Source organism: Streptomyces sp. NPDC093252, assembly GCF_040683675.1.
Taxonomy (GTDB): domain Bacteria; phylum Actinomycetota; class Actinomycetes; order Streptomycetales; family Streptomycetaceae; genus Streptomyces.
Genome location: NZ_JBFBEM010000009.1, coordinates 303075 through 321160, shown reverse-complemented (window position 1 = coordinate 321160; position 18086 = coordinate 303075). Strand labels below are relative to the sequence as shown.

The following is an 18086-nucleotide window of genomic DNA, read 5'->3' as shown; positions in this document are numbered from 1 at the left end:
GCTTCAGGCGATCTTCGCTAGGAGGTCGCCCCAGGCGTTGGCGAAGTAGTTCGTGTCGAACCTGCTCAGGGCCTCGTACGCGGCCTTGGTCTCGGTCTGGCCTGTTGCCGCGCGGTCCCGGACCTGTGCCAGCAGGCGGTCGAGGTCCGGGGGCGGCTGGCCGGTCAGTGCGGCGAGGTCGCCCAGGCCGGCCAACGGGCGGATCACGCAGGGCAGCCCGAGCAGCAGGGCCTCGGCCGCACAGCGGCTCCAGCCCTCCCGCATCCGGGGCAGGAAGACACCGACGTCGCACGCGCGCAGCAGCCGTAGGTATCGGTTCCACTCCACGTCGTAGTGGGCCCCGGCGAAGCCGATGGTGTTGCTGCCGCTGGTGATCACCCGCAGGCCAGGGGTGCCGTTCAGGGCCGCGAAGACCTCCTCGGTGCCCTTCCAGTGGACGGCCTTGCCCGCGTACACGGCGATCACGTCCTCGGGCAGGCCGAACTCGGCACGGCACTCAGCGCGGTCGAAGCCGCGTGCCCGTTCGATCTCCGTCGCGTCGAAGGCGTTGTAGATCACCTGTACGTTATGGACGCCTCGGGCCCGGAGGAAGTCCGCCCAGTACGGAGCCACGCACACGACGGCGGCGCACTCTGGCAGCGCCCTGAACAATCGGTCCCAGAGCATCGCCTCGATAGGGGCGGAGTCGTGCTGCAACGGCTCGTAGTGGTGGAAGACGAACACCGTGCGGGCCCGCATCCGGGGTGTGAAGAGCAGCAGGCTCAGGTCGTCCCAGACGAATGTGCCGGTGGTGTCCTCCAGCGCTCTCAGGGTCGGGGCCAGGCGGGCCAGGTGGCGGAGCTTGCGCCAGCGGCGGGTGCGGTAGGTGCGCTTGTGGTCCGGGACCGTGCGCCACTCCACGTCGTCGGCCATCGCCTCGTGCAGCATCCGCAGGTAGACCCGGCCGCCGGTCCGGCCGACCGGCTCCATCGAGTGGACGATCCGTTTCACGGGCGTACCTCCTGTTGGTGTCGGACGTACTCGGCGTGGAGCAGGGAGTGCATGGCCTCCAGGTGAGGGCTGAAGTCGCGGGCCGCTTCCGCGAGCGGGAGGTGGAAGTCCCTCAGGGTCTGGAGGAATCGCCGTCGCCGGTCGACATTGGGGGAGGCGGCGAGGTCGCGCAGGTTGTGCACGCGGTCGGCGAGGCGGACGACCAGGTCCTCGGGTGGGAGCGCGGCCTGCTTGGTGCGCCAGCGGGTCTCGTCGCCGGCGGCCTTGGGGCGCTGTTCGAGGCGATGGTCGGCGGTCATCGCGCGGAGGCGATCAGTGAAGGGGGTGCCGAGGTAGTTGGTGAGGAGCGGCGCTGACTCGGGAGACACCTCCAAGGCGTCGTGGAGGAGAGCGAGGAGGAGCGTCTCGGGGTGGCTGACCCTGATCTCGGTGCGCAGGAGGGTGGTGACGGCCAGTGGGTGTTCCAGGTACGGGGTTGCCTGGTTGCGGGTGTGGCCGTCGTAGATGGTGAGGGTGAGGTTCGCGGCGACGCGTGCGCGGGACTTCTCGGTCGGACTCCATGTGGTGGTGTCCAGGGCGGTCAGGACTCTGTCCAGGTCGATGGGGCTCATCCGGCTTGTTCCGTCCGGATGAGCGGCGTCGTACGCGGGTCGGGTACGTGGTCGGCGAGCAGCAGGGTGTCGCTGATCGCGACGGCGTCCAGGCCCAGGTCTGCCGCGGCTTCCACTGCCTGCTCGGCGGTCCGCAGGATCGGGGTGCCCTTGCGGTTGAAGGAGGTGTTGAGGAGGAGGGGCAGGCCGGTGCGGTCGTGGAAGTGTTCGAGGAGTGCGCGCAGGCCCTGGTGGTCGGCGTTGACGGATTGTGCGCGGGCTGTGCTGTCGTGGTGGGTGACCGCGCCGATGCGGTCGGCTCGGCAGTGGCGGACGCGTGCGACCCGGTTCATGAACGGGTCGCCCTCCGATATGAACCACTCCGTGGCGTGCTCTGCGAGGACGGCCGGAGCGAAGGGACGGTACACGGCCCGTTTCTTGATCGCGTTGAGTCGGTCACGGGTGGCGGTGTCGCCCGGGTGAGCGAGGATCGAGCGGTGGCCGAGGGCTCGCGGCCCGAATTCAAGTCCTCCCCGCGACCAGCCGACGATACGGTGTTCGGCGAGGAGCGCGGCGACCGTGGGGATCAGTGCCGGCCCAAGGTCGGGCAGGGTGCGGTAGCCGGTCGGTGTCGCCGTCGTCGGTAGGGTGCCGGGGTACGGGCCCCAGGCCGCGTCGGTCGGTACGGGCAGGCGTTCCTCCCCGAGCTGGTAGTTCCAGCCGTACAACGCGGCGCCCACGGCGGTGCCCGCGTCGTGCGGCGCCGGTGCCACGAACAACGTGTCGAAGCCGCTGTCGGCCGCCAGTTGGCCGTTGAGGTGGGAGTTCAGGGCGCATCCGCCGGAGAACACCAACGCCGAGGCTCTGGTGAGCCGTCGCAGGTGTCGGGCAACGTGGATGACCGATTCGGCGAAGACCTCCTGGACGGCGGCGGCCAGGTCGGCTCGCTTGTGTTCCGGCTGCTCTGCGACGTTGTCGGCGGTCCAGGCACGGCCGTCGAGGAGCAGGGGTGTGCTGCTGTCGGCCGAGCCCCAGGGGTGGACGATACGGACCTCGCCGTCCTCGCCGAGCCGGACCAGCTCGCGTATCTGCGCTCCGTAGCGCTGAGGATCGCCGAAGGCGGCGAGCGCCATCATGCTGCCCTCGGGCTCGTCGCCGGGTGGGATCACGCGGCGGGCGAGGTTCCGGTAGAAGTGCCCGAGGGAGGAGTGGATGCGACGGGGCCCGGCTGGGCCGGGGACGACAGAGGGTATGGCCTGGTGGAGGCGGTCGATGCGATCGGGGCGCAGGTCGTAACCGGTGATGCGTTCCCGGCCGCGGCCGAAGTCGGAGCCGAGGGAGGAGCCGCCGGCGTCGATGACGAGGCCCGCCGCGTGCTCGTGACTGCAGAGCAGGTAGCCGGAGAGCACGTGCGCCGTGTGGTGGGAGAGGAGACGCAGGCGTTCGCCGAGCGGGGCCGGGAGGTGTGCGGCGAGTTCGTCGCGTTCCTCGGCCAGCCACCAGCCGGCGGCGGGGTTGGGTCGCATCGAGGCGGCCCAGACGGCGTCGATGTCCCGCGGTTCGAGTCCGGCGGCCTCCAGGCACCACTGGAGTGCCCGTGCCGGGGCGGTGAGCGTGCCCTTTCGGGCGGGGTGGTTGTGCTTGATGCCGCTCCAGCGTTCCTCTTCGGCGGCGTAGAGGCGGCCGTCGACGACCAGCGCGGCGCTGGTGTCGTGGTGGAAGTTCAGTCCGAGGGCTGCGGGCATGGCGGTGTACCTCCCGATCGGTCAGCGGGTGAGAGCCGGGACGAGCGCGTGGCCGGAGTCGGTGTACTCGTGGCAGCGCAGGCAGAACCGGAAGTGTTGGTCGCGGGGCGCGAACACCCTGGCCGCGAAGTCCTCGTCCCAGATGCTGAACTCGCTGTCGTCCTTTGCCATGGCGTTGAAGCAGCGGTAGCAGGAGCCGTCCGTCTCGATCATCAGGTGCTGATCGAGGTAGCGGTCGCAGAGGCCGCGCAGCTCGTTTGCGGGCTGGCCGACGTCGATGTGGTGCACGTGGTTGGTGACGTGGATGGCCCCGTGGTCGGCGCAGAGCTTCGCGAGCTGGGCGAGGCGGGCGGGAGCGATCCCTTCCAGGACGCTGTTGATCACGACGGTCTTGCCAGCCTCGCGGAGGCCGGGCACTACGGCGTGGACCTCGTCGTAATTCTCGTGCTCGTCGTCGCAGCCGATGAGGATCTGGTCGTACGAGCGGAGGGTTGCCTCCATGATCCGCTTGTTGCGGGCGAGGGTGATGGCGTTGGTGCCTAGGACCATGACCTTGTCCGGCAGGCGTGTGCGGGCCGCCTCGCTGAGGGCGGGAAAGTCCCGGTGCACGGTGGGCTCGCCGCCGTTGATGTGCAGCTGCTGGAAGGGAATGGTTTCCAACCGGGCCAGGACGCTGGTGAACAACTCCTGGGGCATGTTCTCGCCCTGGGCGCCATCGGCGAAGATGCAGAAGTCGCAGGACCGGTTGCACTTCGTCGTGATTTTGATCTTCGCCGTCTTCAGGACGCGGGGCAGGGGCGCACGCGCGGGCATGGCGGGGCTCCTTGTGTCAGGGGTGGACGTCATCGAGGGTGAGGCTGAGGAAGTCCTGCACAGTGCACTTCTGTCAGTGCCAGAGCGCGAGGGCTGCGCGCAGGACGTCGGCGGTGGTCGGACCGGTGGGGATCAGGGCTGCCATCCGGGCGGCCAGCCGCTGGGCTGGGGTGGCTTTGTCCGCCGCGAGCGTGTTCAGGGTCTGTGCGGCGGCTCGGAGTTCCTTCGCCTCGCGACGGATCAGGTAGTCGGTTGCCACTCCCGGTGGCGGGGCGAGGTAGTACGTCCAGCGGGCGACGCGTACGCGGAGCATTCCGGCGGTCATCACCCAGTCGGTACGGGCGTGCTCTTCGCCCTGGCCGACAGGGTGGCCCGCATCGGGGACACGGCGCATCGCCGCCTCCAGTGCGACGTGGGCTGCCCGGAGCAGATGACGTGGGCTGCGCGGACCAGCATCGGGTCGGTCGTCGGCATGGCCGAGGAACAGTTCGGCGTACCCGTCCAGCCCGTCCGGCCGCCACTGTGTGAGGGCGGCCGTCTTTCCGGGGCAGCGGGTCCGGGTCGCGAGCGCGGCGGCGGCGAACCAGCACGGGGCGAGGTAGTGCCAGGCCACGCAGTGACGCTGGTACGCGGTGATGTCCTCCAGCACGTTGTCGGTGCTGTCCGCCGCCAGCTGGTAGCGGCCGCCCAGCCGCCCCTGGAGAATGCTCCGGTAGAAGTGCTCGTCGATCTCGCGCCACGGCGCCATCTGGGCCCGGGACTTCCAGCGCTGGAAGTCCCGGACGCTCCCGCTGATCAGCGACCAGGTCGCCAGCTCGGGCGCCCAGATGAGCCGTCCCTCCGCCTCGGCCACGGTAAACGCGAAGCCGGGCGGATGCTCCAGGAGGCGCCGGTGGGAGACCTCCCTGCCGACGGCGGTGAAGTGCGCGGCGGCCAACCGGTGGTTCCAGTCCTCCCAGTCCGCTGGGGTCTGGGAGAGGAGGACCCGTACGTCGATGTCGGAGTGGGGAGCCAGGAGATCGGCCGGTTGCCATTTGTGGGTGAGCATCACCGCGCCGACCCCGTGGGCGTCCAGTTCGTGTTCGTACAGCGCTCCGAGCCCCAGGTAGAGGGGCGGCGCTTCGGCCACGGCCATCACCTGTCCCCCGTGGAGGCACGGGCGCAGGTGGTGGGCCGGGGTGTGTCCGTGGTGAGGAGAGGGAGCGTGGGGAAGGCGACGGGCGTGCCCTCGGGGCGTTCCATCCGGTCCCAGCGCAGGTCGTAGTCGACGTAGTGGAAGCCCTGCCAGGCGTCGTTGGCGTTGCGGTCGAGCATGGACTGGAAGAGGTGGGCGAAGGCGTCGCCGAGGGTGCCGTCGGCGAGGTGGGGCTTCAGGGGGATGTCGCGGTTGTGGAGGATGCAGGGGCGGGCCACGCCCGTGGGTGTGATCTTGATGCGGTTGGCGTCGGAGCAGGTGGCACAGCTTGAGTTGGAGATGAAGCCGATGGAGCCCGCCCAGCCGTCCGGGCGTAGATAACGCCCCGGGCTGCGGACCCCGAGTTCGTCCCTGCGCACCTCACCGGCGTGCGCGAACCACTCGTGGAGACGGTCTCGGACCTCGGCCTCGCTGATGAACTCGGTGTCGAAGAGCGCCTGTGCCGGGCCGATGTTCTGGAGTTCGATCAGGCGGACGGCGACGGGCAGGTCGCGGGCGAGCGCGGCCACGGCGAAGGCGTCGTCCAGGTAGGTGCGCTGGAGAACGCAGTTGATCTTCACTCGTAGGCCGAGGGCGAGGGCGGTGTCGAGGGTGTGCCGGGTGGTGCGCGGGTCGCCGCCGCCCATGATCTCGGCGGACCGGGTGGGGTCGAGGCTGTGGAGGCTGAGGTTGAGGTAGGTCAGGCCGGCGCTGTGGAGCTTCTCGACGCTCAGGCCGCGGCGCAGGTTGCCGTGGCTGGTCATGCCGATCGCGGCATCGGGCCCGAGGCCGTCGGCGAGGCCCGCGATCACGTCGAGGATGTCCGCCCTCAGGGTCGGCTCGCCGCCCGAGCAGTGCGCTTTCCTGATCTTCCAGGCTCCGGCCTCGGCGGCGATGGCCGCGTAGTCGGCGGCGGTCAGGGGGCGGTCCTTGTGCCCGTAGTCCGGCATGCAGCGCGGCTTGCAGAAGACGCAGTCCAGGTTGCAGAGCGAGTTCAGGGTGAGGGCGAGGTAGGGGTGGTTGCGGCCGGTCGCGGCGAAGGCGGCGGCCAGCTCAGGGGGGTGTGTGGTGGGCATGGGTCAGCCTCCGACGTAGGGAGAGTGGGAAGCGGGAGCCTCGGCCAGGCCATTGAGCGGCTGGCCAGAGAGGTAGCGATGCAAGTTGTCGGTGAAGAACGCGACCGCTTCATCCATGTATGTGCGGCTGAGTGTGGAGCTCTTCGGGGTGAGGACGACCCGGGGGTGGAGCCGCAGGGGGTGGCGGGAGGGCAGGGGCTTCGGGTCGAAGACGTCCAGCGCTGCGCCGCGAAGGTGTCCGGCGTTGAGGGCGGCCAGGAGAGCTGCTTGGTCGACGGTTGTCGCGCGGCCGAGGTTGAGGAAGAGGGACCTGGGCTTGAACGCCATGAAGAGGTCATGGTCGAAGAAGCGGTCCGTGGTTCGGGTGGCGGGGAGCAGATCGACCACGACTTCGGCGACTGCGACCGCCTGGCGTACCGTTGACGTGCGCATCCACGTGATCCCGCCCCCAGCAGCCAGGGGTGGCGTCCGCCGTACGCCAATGACGTTCATGCCGAAGGAGCGGGCCGCACGTGCGAGGTGTCCGCCGATGCTGCCGCAGCCGACGATCGTCATGGTCGCCCCCGCCAGGTCGAAGAACTCCTCGGCCAGGTCGTCCTTCCACCAGGTCCGGTTCCGCTGGGCCAGTCGGCTCATGAACAGTCCGCGTGAGAAGCCCAGGATCATCCCCATGGCGTGCTCGGCCATGGGCCTGCCGTGGAACCCGTACGAGCGGGTCAGGGCCACCCCGACCGAGTGGGCCTCGGCGACAGGCAGATGGTCAGTGCCCGCTGCCGGAGAGGCGATCCACCTCAGATGGGGCGCGTCGAGCAGCCACGACGGCTCGAGCCTCCAACCGAAGTAGACGTGCGCTTCGGCCAGCTGGTGTGGCACGTCCGCCTTGGTCGCCGTACGGAACTCGACACCGGGAAAGGCGGCCGACAGCGCCCGCTCGTGCTCGGGGGACAGACGCCAGAAGGAGTGCGGGGACTCCAGGCTGATCAGCACCACCGGCCTGTTCATCGCGCTCGGCCATCCGCGCTGGACGCCGCTTCCAGAGCCCAGGGGGCGATACGTTCGACGACGGCACCGATGCTGGCCTCATAGTCGTGGCGCGAACGCACCAGGGCCGTCCCGGCGCTTCGGAGCCGGTCGCGCTCTCGGGGCAGGATGTTGAGAGCACGGTGGAGCGCGGACGCCAAGGACCCGGCGTTCCGTGGTGCGGCGGTGAAGCCGGTCTCTCCCTCGATGACGGTCTGAGCCAGCCCCCCGGCCGTGGTAGCCACCACCGGGCCGGCACCGGCCGCGAACGCTTCCAGCGGGATACGACCGAAGGGTTCCTCCTGGGAAGGAACGACGACCGCGCGCAGGGCCGGGCTGTGCAGCCAGGCGCGGATCGCGGGGGTGAAGCGCGTGATCAGGGTCGCGTCCAGGTCGTATGCGTGAATGCGGGCCGCCAGGTCCTCCTGGTACGCGGTGGGTCGCTCGGGATCGCCCGAGGTCACGGCAGCCAGTACCAGGTGCGGGGTGCGGACCCTACGCTCCTTGAGGATGTGGAGCGCCTCCAGGAGGTCGTCGAAGCCCTTCGTCGGCACGGCACGGCCCATGGCGAGAAAGAATCCGGCGCGGGCCTTGAAGGGCAGGGCCGGTGTGCTGGCGGGCCTCGCCATCTCCTCCTGGATCAGTCCGTTGGGGACATCCACGATGCTCGCCCGGGGGACGGCGTAGTTGATGACGAGGTGGCCTCGCATGTGGGAGGAGATGGCACCGATCCGCCCGCCTCGGGCTGTCGCCGCTCGCAGGGCGTCCCGCTCCCAGCGGACTCGGGAGACGTCCTTGGGCCGCGTCAGCGCGGTCGTGGAGCGAGGAATGAGCAGCAGATCCGTGGTCGGCGACGCGTAGGGGGCCAGCCCGAGGAACGGGATGTCGAGGCCGATGAGGAGGGAGCGGCTGGTGCGGTCGGCGATGCGTACGGCTGCTTCGCCTGCCATGGTGCACAGCTGCACGGAGCTGCGGATCGAGTCAGGTGCTGCTTCAACCTCTGGGACCGTGATGACCTGGGCATTGGCCTGTCGCAGCATCTGCTGGACCTCGTTGGTCCACCTCCGATCGCGGGCTCGGGCCGTTTCCGGTACATGCGGGGTGATCACGGAGAGGCGGCCCGGCGGTAGCAGGCGGGCGAGGGCCGTGAGGAAGGAACGGTTGCTGAAGCCGGTGCCCGACTCGGCGCCGTAGAAGCCCTCGTGGAGGGCGACGACGACACGGGGACGACGGCCTGCCTCCCGCACGTCTGTGGATGGGGACGGTGGAACCGCATGGTCGATGCGCACCGTGTGGTGCCTCCTTCGGAAACGGGGTCTCGCGGGCGTGGGCATCAGGAGCTGGCGGCCGAGGACCCGGCCTCGCGGGTGAGGCGGCACCAGGCGCGGGTGCCGTGGGTGCCGGTCGTCAGCGACCAGGCGTCGGCCAGGGCCTCGACGATGACCAGCCCGCGTCCCGATTCGGCCTCCTCCGCGGGTGCCGAGGGACAAGTGAATGCCGGGCGCGGGCAGCCACCGTCGGTGACGGTGATCTCGACCTCCAGGCAACCGCCGGGGGTCGGAATCGTACGGTCGACGCACAGGACCAAGGGCGGGCTGCCCGAGGCGAACGCGTTCGTCGTGAGCTCGGATGTGATCAGGCGGGCGTCATCGAGCAGGTCCGACTCGGTGCCGTGGAGTGCGACCGCCACAGCCCTCCGGGAGACCTCGGCCACCTCCGGCCCGTAGGGAAGATCCGTGATCAGGGTGGTGGTGCCGGCGGAGCCGACATGATCCTCTCCGGAGACGGTGGAGACGGTGGAGACGGTGGAGACGGTGGAGACGGTGGAGACGGCGGAGACGGCGGAGACGGCGGAGACGGCGGAGGCCGGTCGTCCGATGTCCCGTTCCAGCACACCACCCGGACTACCCGCACCGCCTCGGGAGGTGCTTGTTCGGTGTCCCAAGACCCACCTCTTTCTCCGTCGGCGTCAGATGCGGCGCCTTCCGCCGGGATCGATCCAAGAACACCGCAGGAGACCGGTCACGCAGGACCCGATCAACGGGTCAACTCGGTCAACTTCCTTGAGCGGGTGATGATCCAGCTACCCGAAGGCGTCACCATGAGGGAGCGTGAGAAGTGATGGACGAACCACTGAGACAAGAGGTGGTCGCACGTGGCACCACAGACGGGAGAACCCAACGACGTACTGGCCGGGTGCCTCGACGAACTCGGGTGGAGCCCGAAAGCGCTGGCCCGCAAGCTCAACAGGGTGTTCGGAGCGGGAACCGTGGCCGAGTCAGCGCCGTACCACTGGCGGGACGTCGGCTCGCTGCCGCGCTCTCCGTTACCGATGATGGCCGCCTACGTGCTCGCCCAGGAACTGGGTAGACCTGTCCCGGTGGCCGAACTCTGGCAGGGCCGCGTGGGCGATTCCTCGGCGCTCGTCCCGGCGGACACGGATCTCGCGCGCCCCTGGACCGTGCAGGGCATGGAGGCGATCGTGGCGGTCTGGGTGAGGGGAGGGCTCGTCGACCGCCGCCGGTACCTCGCGATCTCGGGCGCGGGTCTCCTCGCGATCGTCGCCCAGTACCTCGACGGCACCGCCGGGCGCGGCCAGTACACGCCCCGGATCAGGCACTCCCTACGCGCTGATCCGCTCGTGGACCAGGTCGAACAGCATCTGCCCATGCTCTCCGCGCTCGACGACGAGCACGGAGGGGCACGCCATCTCCCGTACGTGGGTGCCCAGTTCCGTGCGGTCGGGCTGCTGATCCGTGAAGGCGGCCACTCTCCCGCCGCCGAGGGACGCCTCATCCGCGCCCTCGCGGAGATCGGCCAGCTGGCCGGCTGGATGGCCTTCGACGCCGCCGATCACGGTCTGGCGCAGCGCTACTTCGTCACGGCGCTGCGTGCGGCACACCAGGTCAACGACCTGCCCCTGTCCGCCCACATCCTCGGCGACCTCTCCTTCCAGGCGGCGAGCCGGGGCCACCCCGCAGACGCCATCGCTCTCGGAGAGGCCGCACGCCGAGCCAGCGACGCCGCCCCGCCGGTCGTACGGGCATCCGTCCTGTCCCGGCTCGCGTATGCGTACGCCGCCGCCGGCCGGGACAACGACTTCGCCCACAGCCGCGGAGTGGCCCGCGAGCTGATCGCCGACCGGGCCGGTGACCACCAGGAGCCCCGCTGGATGCACTTCCTCACCGACAACCACCTGGACTGCCAAGCCGGTTACGGCCTCATTCAGATGGGCCGTGCGCGGCTGAAGGCGGACGGTGGCACGAAGGGACGGCACTTCCTCGCCCAAGGGACGGAGATGCTCCGGTCCGGGGCGTACGTGTCCCGCGCGGCGACCCCAGCCAGCGCAGGGCCCTGTTCGAAGGGGCCTGGCTGGCCCTGGGCCACAGCGCCCGAGGGGATCTGGAGGCCGCCTGCGAGATCGGTAAGACCGCCGCCGACCGTCTCGACGCCGTGCGCTCGCCTCGCAGCGCGGCCCTGCTCCACCAACTTGCCGCAGACCTGCGCCGCCGCCAGCGCAACGCCCACGTACGCAGTTTCCTGCCGGTCCTGGAGCACGCGCTCGCCAGCCACGCCCCGTTGGCGCCACCTGGCCGTTAGTCTCGGGATCATGACCGCAGGGGAGCGCGTAGCGATTGTCGGGGCTGGAGTGGCGGGGCTGACGACGGCGGTCGTTCTCGCCGAGGCCGGGGTATCGGTACATGTGGTTGCCGAGCAAGTGCCGGGCGTTACGTCGCTGGCGGCGGGGGCGATGTGGGGGCCGTATCTGGTCGAACCGAAGGACAAGGTCGATCAGTGGGGGCAGCGGTCTCTGGAGGTCTTCCGGGAACTGACGGCGGACCCGGCCACGGGGGTCCGGCTCACCAGTGGCATCGAGGCGTCCCGCACGGCCGAGGCCCCGCCGGACTGGGCCACAGCTCTGCCCGGCTTCCGTGCGTGCGAGCTGGCCGAACTGCCGACCGGGTTCGCGTCCGGGTATCGGTTCACCGTGCCGCTGATCGACATGCCCGTATATCTCGGCTACCTGCTGCGCCGACTGGATGCCGCTAGGGGAACGATCGAGCGCCGCCGTCTGGGTTCGCTCGCGGACGCTGGACCGGCCTCCGTGATCGTCAACTGTGCTGGCCTGGGGGCCCAGGGGTTGGTCCCGGACTCCGGCCTGCGGCCCATCCGGGGCCAGCACGTAGTCGTCACCAATCCAGGGCTGACCGAGTTCTTTTCCGAGGACACCGGCCTCTCCCCGGACCTGTTGTGCTTCTACCCCCACGGCGACAGCGTCGTCCTGGGCGGAACTGCCATCGACGGTGAAGGCGACCTCACGGCCAACGACAAGGTGGCGGCCAACATCCTGGCCCGCTGCGCCGAGGTCGAACCCCGTCTTGTCGATGCCCGTGTCCTGGAGCACCGGATAGGCGCCCGGCCGACTCGCTCTGCGGTTCGCGTGGAGGCCGAGTGCAGGGAGGACGCCACCGTGGTCGTACACAACTACGGGCACGGGGGCGCTGGCGTCACACTCTCGTGGGGCTGCGCCGAAGAAGCCGCAAACCTCGTGGCCGCCGCCAACAGGTGAGACCTGCGGTGAACCAACCGCCGCTGAAGCCCTTCCTGTACGTCGTCGCCTGCGCAACCGGCATCGCGGGCGACAGCTGTCACGCTCTGCATGACCACGTAGCCGTCGGTTACAGGCTGGTCGCATAGGCACCCAGGGGCAACGCTGGCGGCGCGGCGTGCTGAGGCTACGGGCGGGTTGGTGGAGTTGTGGTGCCTCCTTGTGTGCCTGGGGCTTGTGGCAAGGACGCCGTTGGCGTGTGGCCGTCAGTCCTCTGCATGTTCGGCGAGGTATTCGAGGGTGTCTTCCGCGGTGACGATGGGGAGCAGGCGCTCGTACTCGGCGTAGTCCTAGTCGGTCATGAGGGCGACGGCGTCGCCGACCACGGAGCCCTCCGGGAGCTTGGCGAGGTACTTGCGGACCAGGTCGATGAATGCATGCCGCATCGCGTCGACGTCGCGCAGCCAGTCGGCCTCACGTCGCAACTGCGCCAGCCCGGCGGCCTGCTCTTCCGGAGTGATGGTGTTGAGCAGGAGGTGCTCGGCGCGGGTGAACGGCCGCCCGCCGCGGTGATAGGGGCGCTGGGGGTCGTCGCGGTGGCCGTACCAGTCGACGTCGGTGAAGAGGACGAGACATCAGGGCGGATGGAGGTCTCGGGCATGGGGGCTTCCTTGGAGGTGTCGTGTGATCGGTTTGCGATGGTGAGCGGTTCGGGGCGGTGTCTGTGGGTCGGGTTTGGGGCGTAGCGGTGCGTTTTTTGCGCGGGAGGCATGGGCAACGGGGAAGGGCTTTCGCTCCGGGCGTGGGGCGGCTGCTGACGGCTCTGGCCGATGGGTGGTCGGGGACATCTGCCAGTGACTTCCCTTGCCGGATGGCAGTGATCAGCGGCGTGGTGTGCGGGGCGTCGACGGGGTTGGCGTCTGCCGGGCGGGGGCTGGCTGGCTGTTGGCAGGAGCGGCCCAGTGGGCTTCCGCTGCCGAGACGCCGTAGGCGGGGAGGTCCGCGGTGCGGCGTAGACGCCAGACGAGGACATCGCTGATGGAGGTGGTGCTGGTCAGTTCGCGGCGCCGGGTGGCCTCGCCAAGGAGAGCGGCCGGGTTGCGGCCAGCGGCCTGAGCGTCGGCGAGGGTGGCTGCGAGGGCCGGCCAGCCAGGTTCGGCGAGGATTCGGTCGGCCAGCTCGGGCAGGGCCCGGCGCACTGCGGCGGAGTGGTGACGTTGCTGCGATGGGGCCAGATGCCGCCCCCGGTGGTTGAGCAGGGCCATGGGGTGTTCGGCGGCGGCCTGGTAGGCGGCGCGAAGGTGTGCGGCCTCGGCCTGCTGGGCGTGCTGCTTCGTGGCGTGCCAGTGCGCGGCGGCGGTGATCAGGAAGAACAGCATGTCGATCGCCATCGCGGTGGTGGCGCCGTCCTCGCCCCGGCCGAGGGCCGGACCGCTGTGGACGAGGTCGCGGGCGGCTCCGCGCAGGGCGTTGTCGTGGCCGCGTGCGGCGCGGACGTGGGAGCGGGAGGCCCGTTCGAACGCGGTGGCGGCGGCCTGTAGTTCGAGGTGGGTGTGGGTGGCGGAGGTCTGAGCGAGGGCGTCGAGGACTTCTCCTGCGGCAGCGATATGGGCGGCGATGACGGCGTCGTCACCATGGTCGATGACGCTCAGCGCCTCCCAGACGGCGGCGCTGGCGCGGCGGCGTGCGGTGGCGGGCCCGGTTACCGGTCGCTGGGTGGCGTCATCCGAGGTCTTGGTCCAGCGTTTGCGGATGCGGGGGAGGGAGAGGTCCGGGGCGAGTGTGGAGCCGGAGTAGAAGACGGGTTCGCCGCGGGCGTTGACGTCGCCGGGGAGGGCGACGGTGTAGCCGAGGGTGTCGCCCGACGGTGCGGTGCGGCGCCGGACGAGGACACCGGCTGTGGTGAGGCGGGCGAAGAACTCCTCCTCGCCGGCCGTGCCGGCCGCCGAGCGGCGGACCGTCTCGCGGAGTTCCTCGCGTGATGTGCGCTGCCGGTGGTGGCGGTCTGCTTTGTGGCGTTCGGCGCTGGTGGGGCGCTTGGCAGCGGTGCCGTCGCCGGGCTTGACCCGGTGCAGGTCGTAGTCGGCTTCGATGCGGCGGCATTCGGCCTGGGCACGCTGTCCGGAGCGGTGGTGGTCGGGGCGGCGGCCGTCTTCGCGGACGAGGGAGGCGATGAGGTGGATGTGGTCGTCCGCGTGGCGGACGGCGGCCCAGCGGCAGCCCGCGCCGTCCCCGGGGTCGATGCCGGTGGCGGCGATGACGCGGCGGGCGATGTCGGCCCACTCCGTGTCGGTGAGAGTGCGGTCGCCGGGTGCGGCGCGGACGGAGGCGTGCCACACGTGGGCGGTGGGGCGGGCGTCGTCGGTGAGGAGGTGGAGGGGTTCGTCCAGCAGCCGGGCGAGGTCGCCGAGGGTGGTGTGCGGATCGCGTCCGGGGTCGGGGGCGAGGCCGTCGAAGGAGGCGACGAGGTGGGGGTCGGTGTGCTCCTCGCGGCGGCCGGGGCCGTAGAGGTAGGCGAGCAGGCGGGTGGTGCTGCGGCCTTGTTTGTGGATGGAGGGGATCAAGCGGTGGTGCCTTCGGCGTGCGGGTCGGTCATGCGGGCGGTGAGGTGGCGGATGCTGTCGACGGCGTGGCGGACGGCGGTGATCGTGTCGTCCAGGTTGTCGGGGTGGGCGCCGCTGTTGAGGGCGCGGGCTGTCTGGTTGAGGTTGTTGTTCGCGTGCCCGAGCTGGCGCCGGAGTGCGAAGAGGGCGGTCAGGGTGTCCTGCTGGGTGGCGATGGCGGCTGCGGTGCGGTCGAGGTCGCGGGCGGCTGCGAGTGCGCTGTGGGCGAGGAAGCCGGCGATGCTCATGCCGGTCGCTTCGGCACCGGCGGTGATGATCTCGTGCTCGGGTTCGCTGAGACGGACGCTGTGGGCGCGGCGCTGCGTGCGGGCTCGCAGGCGGGGTCTGCCCCGACGCCGTACCGGCTGCGGTCCGCCCCCGGCCGCAGCCCCCGTCTCCGGTGCCCCCTGGCGCGGGAGACGGCCCGCCACCCCCGGGGCGGGCACGGGTTCGGACGCACCCCCGGCAGGGGAGTGTCCAAACCTCCAACTTGCTCCGCCGGTGGCGGGCCTGGTGGGTATGTCGTTCCGCGCGGTGGGGTGTTGACGGTGCCGATCGGGCATGTGCTGGTCTCTCTGTGATGGGGTCGATGGGTTGTGGCCTGTGAAGCTGACGGCTCGCGGTCCTGGGTCTTGATCGGCACTCGGTTCCGGGCGTTGGATGGTCCCCCGGTCCGGCGTTGGTCCGCAGGGTTGGTCCGCGGTCGCCTCTTGGTCCGCGCTATGGTCCGCAGTCTTCAGTCTGGTCCGGGACATGGTCCGCGCCTGCTGTGCTGGTCAGCGGTCCGCGGTCCACGCCCCGGTCCCTCCCCCGAGGCTCGTCCGCGGTCCACAGGTTGGTCCCCGGACCACGTTCCCTGTCTGGTCCGCGGTCGGTACGCCGGTCCCCGGTCTCGACCCTCGTCGACCAGGACCGCTTCGAGGACCGACCGATACCCCCTGAGCAGCAGCTTTCCAGGAGACGGTCGCGTGCCAGTCCCGGAGGACAGACGGTCGGTCCCCGGTCCCGAGCACGCAAGGCTCGCGAAGCGGTCCCCAGCCCGGTCCCAGGTCCGCGGCCCACGGTCCTCAAAGTGGTCCGCGGCCCACGGTCTGGTCCGCAGTCTGGTCCGCGCAGTGATTCGTGGTCCGCAGTCTGGTCCGGGCCCTGGTCCGTGGTCCGCGGCGTGGTCCGCAGTCTCCGGACCACGGTCCGCAGATGGTCCGCGCCCCCGGACCAGACCCGGCTCCCACCACTCCGCAGACGAAGACCACCACCCCCTCACCCCGCCCGGACCCGCGGTCCACTTCATGCGGCGGTCGGTTTCCGGTCCACCCGTGCCGCAGCCCGGTCCACCCGCGACGGATGCGGTGAGGTGCGTATGGCGTTCCCACGGGCGGCGCCGTCGGGACCCAGTCGGCGCTGGCGGCACGGCTCTCCCTCGGCCGCCTGGCACCACTCGCAGCGGACACCCAGCGGGTCGGGTGCACCGCGGGCGATGGCGGCTTCGCGGGCGGCGCGGGCCGGCCGGAACCGGGCCAGCTCGGCGCGGACCGCAGGCGGGATGCAGGACCCGATCCCCCGCAGCCGGACCTCGACGTCCCGGGGCGGGCCACCGCTGATCTCTCGATGTGTCGAGACGGGCACCGCACCAGCGGCCACAGCGCTGCGCTTGCTCAGAAGCTCGGCTCGCCAGGCGACGGGATCATCGGGGTCGGCAGCGGGGGTCGGGTCGGTGTGCCGGTCGAGGCGTTCACGGCGGTGGGTTCGCCACCTGCGGGCGATGTCCGCCGGGAGGATCGGGTACGGCGAGTCGAGGACATGGGCACGTATCGCTGCGCGGATGTCCCAGCCGTGGGCGGTCGTGAGGGGCACGTCGTGGAGCAGTTCGTGCCACTGGGCGAGCTGGTCGCGGGCTTGGGCCGGGTCGGTGCGGATGGCGCGGGGGTCGAGGCGTCCGGTGTAGGCGAGGACGGCGGCGGTTTCGCGTCGGTCCAGGGCGGGTCACTCCGTTCCGGTGGGTTCATCGAGGGCGGCGAGCAGGGCGGCCATGTGCTGCTCGCTCCGGGTCATGCGAGGCGCGGCGGCGGGGGAGCCGTCGGGTACGGCGTAGAGGTTCGGCCGACCAGGGGCGGGGGTGTGCTCCCGGGTGATCCAGGCACGCCGGTCGGCAGCCCAGGCGGCGGCGGTGCGCGGCTGCCACGAGTCCCGGTAGGTACGCCATTTCTCATCGGCGGCACGGAGGGCGTCCTCGCCGAGGCGGTCGAAATGGCCCTGCTGGTGCAGCCAGGCCCGGGTATCGTCGCCGATCTGCCATTCGCCGGATGCGATGAGCGGAGCAGAGCTGCTGCTGCTCTTACTGTTCACCTTCGGTTCTCTTCTGTTCTGGGGGTCGGAATCCGTTCCCCCGAGGGGTCGGAATCCGTGTCCCCCTGGGGTCGTATTCCGTTCCCCCGAGCCGGATTCCGGCCCTTCTTCCGGCGGCTGCGCAGGGCCGGATTCCGATACCCCGGGGGTCGGATTCCGGCCCCCCTCCGCACCCTGCCCGGCGAGAAACCGGGCAGTGACGGGAAGCTGGTAGTAGGTCTCGCCCCGCGGCCCCTTGCGGCCGTGGAGCTGAATCAGCTCACCGCTTTCCACGAGCTTGGCGAGGGCGTCGCGTACGGCGGTTCGGGAGGCGTTGGCGCGTTTCATGAGGGCGGGTACGGACGCGTACGCGACGCAGTGCCGGTCGGGGCAGCGGTCGGCGATCAGGGCGAGGACGATCCGTGCGGTGCCCTTGCTGCGGCTGTGTTCCCAGACCCATTCGCGGGCGTCATGACTCATCGGGCGGCGGCTCCTGGGGAGTGAGGTGGGGGGGTGCAGTGCTCTGGCTGCGCAGCGGCCGATGGCCCGGCACTCGGACAGGTCGGGTCCTCGCGTTCAGCGGATCGGGCGCGTGGCCAAGACAGCCACACCACCGCCGTAGAAGTCCAGCATTCACCCGAAGAAATCAGACAGCCGACGGCGAACACGTTCTACGAGCCATTCCTAAAACGGTAGACCCACATCCCCGGTTGGCGAAATAGACCGCTCATCAGGCGAAGCCAGAAGGATCACACCGGAAGACCGTTGACGTTTCGCGGGAACGCAAGCTACAACACAACACCCACGTCAGGCAGGCTTCCGCAAAGGTGTCCACGGCCCGCCCTCTGGCACCGCGAACCCGTATTTCAGGCCCCTTCCCTCTCCGTGCGGGGCGCAAGGTAGCCGACGATCGCCGGTTTACCAAACCGGCAAATGCAGGGGAGCATTGATTCCACGGCAGCACGAACCCTTGAAATCAACATGACCGGATCAGGGACAGCCCGAACCCTCGAAATCCCCTGCGCCGAACGAGGTCCGGTCCAGCACGAGTTGGCCGCCCACCGCACACCCGAGTGACATCGGACCAACCCAGACCCCACACCACCCGGCACCCGGCACCCCACGCAAAGGACGCACCACCCTTGCCCACCCCCGCAACACCCCCAGCCCAACCGACCACCGCCATCCTCTCCACCACCCG

15 protein-coding genes and 1 pseudogene are annotated in these 18086 nt (G+C 70.3%); 3 read left to right on the top strand and 13 right to left on the bottom strand.

Features of this window, described 5'->3' with window-relative positions; genetic code table 11:
- Window positions 1-3: 3 nt before the first annotated feature.
- The 9 genes from AB0O01_RS21110 to AB0O01_RS21070 form a co-directional block, all read right to left on the bottom strand.
- Entirely contained in the window at window positions 4-990 is a 987-nt protein-coding gene (locus AB0O01_RS21110; protein WP_365315356.1) for a glycosyltransferase, read from the bottom strand.
- Entirely contained in the window at window positions 987-1601 is a 615-nt protein-coding gene (locus tag AB0O01_RS21105; protein ID WP_365315354.1) for an HD domain-containing protein, read from the bottom strand. Before AB0O01_RS21105 ends, AB0O01_RS21110 begins: the two co-directional genes overlap by 4 nt.
- Window positions 1598-3325, bottom strand: a complete 1728-nt coding sequence (locus AB0O01_RS21100; protein ID WP_365315352.1) for a carbamoyltransferase C-terminal domain-containing protein — start codon at window positions 3323-3325, stop codon at window positions 1598-1600. Before AB0O01_RS21100 ends, AB0O01_RS21105 begins: the two co-directional genes overlap by 4 nt.
- A 21-nt stretch (window positions 3326-3346) precedes the next feature.
- Window positions 3347-4138: a radical SAM protein gene (locus AB0O01_RS21095; RefSeq protein ID WP_365315350.1), complete on the bottom strand. Its 792-nt coding sequence runs from the start codon at window positions 4136-4138 to the stop codon at window positions 3347-3349.
- A 73-nt stretch (window positions 4139-4211) separates the two neighbouring features.
- Window positions 4212-5273 (bottom strand): hypothetical protein, encoded by a 1062-nt coding sequence (locus AB0O01_RS21090; RefSeq protein ID WP_365315349.1) that lies wholly within the window; start codon window positions 5271-5273, stop codon window positions 4212-4214.
- Window positions 5273-6388, bottom strand: a complete 1116-nt coding sequence (locus AB0O01_RS21085) for a GTP 3',8-cyclase MoaA (RefSeq protein WP_365315348.1) — start codon at window positions 6386-6388, stop codon at window positions 5273-5275. Before AB0O01_RS21085 ends, AB0O01_RS21090 begins: the two co-directional genes overlap by 1 nt.
- 3 nt (window positions 6389-6391) lie before the next feature.
- Entirely contained in the window at window positions 6392-7390 is a 999-nt protein-coding gene (locus AB0O01_RS21080) for a D-2-hydroxyacid dehydrogenase (protein WP_365315346.1), read from the bottom strand.
- Window positions 7387-8697, bottom strand: coding sequence for a glycosyltransferase family 4 protein (locus AB0O01_RS21075; protein WP_365315344.1), 1311 nt, complete (start codon window positions 8695-8697; stop codon window positions 7387-7389). The genes AB0O01_RS21080 and AB0O01_RS21075 overlap by 4 nt, the downstream gene beginning before the upstream one ends.
- Before the next feature lie 44 nt (window positions 8698-8741).
- Entirely contained in the window at window positions 8742-9302 is a 561-nt protein-coding gene (locus AB0O01_RS21070; protein ID WP_365315342.1) for an ATP-binding protein, read from the bottom strand.
- Window positions 9303-9563: 261 nt separating this feature from the next.
- Between AB0O01_RS21070 and AB0O01_RS21065 the strand changes: the two are divergent.
- The 3 genes and pseudogenes from AB0O01_RS21065 to AB0O01_RS21055 all read left to right on the top strand — a co-directional run bounded on the left by AB0O01_RS21065 (window position 9564) and on the right by AB0O01_RS21055 (window position 12703).
- Window positions 9564-11008, top strand: a pseudogene (locus tag AB0O01_RS21065) (carph-isopro domain-containing protein).
- 10 nt (window positions 11009-11018) lie between these two features.
- Window positions 11019-11978, top strand: coding sequence for an FAD-dependent oxidoreductase (locus AB0O01_RS21060; RefSeq protein WP_365315340.1), 960 nt, complete (start codon window positions 11019-11021; stop codon window positions 11976-11978).
- A gap of 257 nt (window positions 11979-12235) precedes the next feature.
- The gene (locus AB0O01_RS21055; protein WP_365315338.1) at window positions 12236-12703 is read left to right on the top strand and encodes a hypothetical protein; all 468 of its coding nucleotides are present in this window, start codon (window positions 12236-12238) and stop codon (window positions 12701-12703) included.
- 135 nt (window positions 12704-12838) lie between these two features.
- On the opposite strand, the gene AB0O01_RS21050 is transcribed toward AB0O01_RS21055, so the two are convergent.
- From AB0O01_RS21050 to AB0O01_RS21035, 4 genes are all read right to left on the bottom strand, one after another.
- Window positions 12839-14521, bottom strand: coding sequence for a relaxase/mobilization nuclease domain-containing protein (locus AB0O01_RS21050; RefSeq protein WP_365315337.1), 1683 nt, complete (start codon window positions 14519-14521; stop codon window positions 12839-12841).
- Window positions 14518-14808, bottom strand: coding sequence for a plasmid mobilization relaxosome protein MobC (gene mobC / locus AB0O01_RS21045; protein WP_365315335.1), 291 nt, complete (start codon window positions 14806-14808; stop codon window positions 14518-14520). The genes AB0O01_RS21050 and mobC overlap by 4 nt, the downstream gene beginning before the upstream one ends.
- A 1039-nt stretch (window positions 14809-15847) precedes the next feature.
- Window positions 15848-16537 carry a hypothetical protein gene (locus tag AB0O01_RS21040; RefSeq protein ID WP_365315484.1) on the bottom strand — a complete coding sequence of 230 codons (690 nt, stop codon included), beginning with the start codon at window positions 16535-16537 and terminating at the stop codon, window positions 15848-15850.
- Window positions 16538-16543: 6 nt separating this feature from the next.
- A complete protein-coding gene (locus AB0O01_RS21035; RefSeq protein ID WP_365315333.1) occupies window positions 16544-17365 on the bottom strand; it encodes a helix-turn-helix domain-containing protein in 822 nt (273 codons plus the stop codon).
- Window positions 17366-18086 lie beyond the last annotated feature (721 nt).